The organism is Eisenbergiella massiliensis, from assembly GCF_003435485.1.
The window spans coordinates 1-2,716 of record NZ_QVLV01000049.1; the positions used below are offsets into that span (position 1 = coordinate 1).

Here is a 2,716-nt window from a genome sequence, read left to right on the forward strand (position 1 = left end):
CGTGCGACTTGTTCGCCGCTGAAAAGGCGGCGCACAGCGCTGTTTTAATCAGTTCTGTGAACTGATAATTCGAGAGGTGGAATGATAGGGTAACGCCTTGAAACGCCTCCCCTGATACTCCGGCATGCTTCATCATTCTGTGATGAGGTGTGAAGCCCGGTAAAGTCGGCAGAAAGGTGCCGTAACAGATAACGCTGACGAAACCTGTCCAGAGGTGGACAGCGCACCCCATATGCCGGGGGTCTATAAAATACCTATGGTGAGAATGGCAGCAATGCCTGACGAAACTCCCGAATGTAAAGGTCTAAAAGTGCCACATACAGAAATGTATGTGTGGGTTCATGCCCAGACAGTGCGGTTTAGTAGGAATGGTTGTTACGAACCACCGTGATGTGTTACAGGCACATGCAAGCTGTCAGGCTTAGAGGGAACACCTAAGGGTATATATGCACAGATAGAATTATCGGAACAAGGAAAGGCAGAGAATCCTATGGATAATCCGGCGAAGAACAATAAGCGGATGAATCTCTGCTGAAAGGTCGTGGTCGAACTGTCGATGTTGCCTGCGAAAAAGAGGGCGACGGAGGAATGGCCACAAGTCAGGCAGAAAATCAGCAGTACACACTCTCTAATCATGCAGTCGAGTAAGAATAAGAAATTGTCACTCGAATCAATGAAACGGGGTGATGTACATGACACAAAAAGCTAGAAAAAGAAGTAAACTGCGCCATGCGGAATACTATGACATGCAGAACATCTTTGATGAACTGTATGCAAAAAGCAGAGATGGAGAGATATTTAATAATCTCGTAGAAATCATTGTGGCACCAAATAACATCATGCTTGCTTTCAGAAATATTAAAAGCAATGATGGGAGCCATACCGCCGGCACAGATGGGAGAACGATAGAATCACTGGCAGATATGCCGGAAGAAGATTTTGTCTCCCTTATTCAAAAACAGTTTACAAGGTATGTGCCAAAAACAGTAAGGAGGATAGAGATTCCCAAACCAAATGGGAAATTAAGACCGTTAGGCATACCGTGTATCATAGACCGGATTGTACAACAATGCATATTACAGGTCATGGAGCCGATCTGTGAAGCAAAGTTTTATGAACATTCATACGGCTTCAGACCTTGCAGGAGCGCTGAAAACGCTGTCTCCTACGCTTACGGACTGGCTCAAAGGAACAAACTCCACTATGTAGTAGAGGTGGATATAAAGGGTTTCTTTGACAACGTAAATCATAGAAAGCTGTTACAGCAGATATGGACGTTGGGTATACGGGATACCAAGTTGATTCAGATAATCAAAGCAATGCTGAAAGCGCCAATTCAAATGCCAGATGGAGAAATCTTATATCCAGACAGGGGAACCCCTCAGGGCGGCATACTTTCCCCGCTGTTAGCCAACATTGTCCTGAACGAACTGGACTGGTGGATAGCGTCACAGTGGGAGGGTATGGCAGACCATATGAAGTCTCCTTGTAAGGTCACATATTATCCGAACGGGGCAGAGAAAAAGTGCAACAGCTACACGGCGCTCAAAAAGAGCAAACTCAAGGAAATGCGTATAGTCCGGTATGCAGATGATTTTAAAATCTTTTGCAGAAACCGTAAGGACGCTGGCAGAGCATACCATGCGGTTAAGGACTGGCTGCTAAAGCGGCTCAAACTGGAAATTTCTGATGAAAAATCAAAGGTCACAAATCTCAGGAAAAGAGACAGTGAGTTTCTGGGGTTCCGTATAAAGCTGATAAGGAAACGCAGGACATGGGTAATCAGTTCAAATGTCTGTGACAAGGCAATGTCGCATATGCAGAAAGAACTCTCAAAAGCAATTATAGAGATTCAAAACAGCAAGACAGCAAGTAACATAAAGAGCAACATTCACGAATACAACGCCAAAGTCATAGGTATGCAGAACTATTATTGCATTGCTACGAGGATAAACCTGAATTTCAGCCGAATGGCTCATGTGAATAACGGTCGCTTTCTCCATCGGATAGATGGATATAAAAAGCAGGGCGAACTAAACAACAAATATTTAAAAAAACGGTATGGAAAATCGAAGCAAATGCGCTGGATTGGAGATACACCAGTAGTACCTCTGGCATATGTGCAGTTTAAAATACCAATGCGCAAGAGCAGGAAAATCAATCCATATACTCCGGACGGAAGAATGGAAATCCACAGCAATCTGAAACTGAACGTTGAAGATATGCTCTGGCTCATGCGCCACCCGGTAACAGGAGAAACGGTACAGTTCAATGATAACCGAATCTCTCTCTATGCCGGACAGGAAGGTAAATGTGCAATCACCGGGGAACATCTGGAAGTGATTCACTGTATTTGTTACAGAAAATCGAATGAGTGTAAAAACGGCAGAGACAGTTACCGTAATCTGCTGCTTCTATCACCCGCCGGATATGAATTTATCTCAACAACAGACAGCATAAAGTTCGCTACACTGACAAAGAAGTATGATTTGAATAAGGCACAAATTACTAAAGTGAACAAACTGCGTGTTGCCGCAGGATTGGCAGAAACGTCAATGTAAATCGTAACAAACTGATTTAGCTAATGTGAAAGAGTGAGTGTGTATTACTGTTGAAACTATGCTTGATGGGGCGCCGGATGCGGTGAAAGTCGCATGTCCGGTGCTAACCGGGGGAAAAGCCGGAGATAACATCAAAGGCTTACCTATCGGAACCG

General features: G+C 44.3%; 1 protein-coding gene. It reads left to right on the top strand.

Annotation, left to right across the window (positions count from 1 at the left end):
- Nucleotides 1-692 precede the first annotated feature (692 nt).
- The gene (ltrA, locus tag DXC51_RS29165) at nucleotides 693-2,561 is read left to right on the top strand and encodes a group II intron reverse transcriptase/maturase (protein ID WP_117546098.1); all 1,869 of its coding nucleotides are present in this window, start codon (nucleotides 693-695) and stop codon (nucleotides 2,559-2,561) included.
- Nucleotides 2,562-2,716 lie beyond the last annotated feature (155 nt).

Coding starts and splice junctions, on each gene's coding strand:
- ltrA (WP_117546098.1), top strand. CDS start 693: ATGACACAAAAAGCTAGAAAAAGAAGTAAACTGCGCCATGCGGAATAC.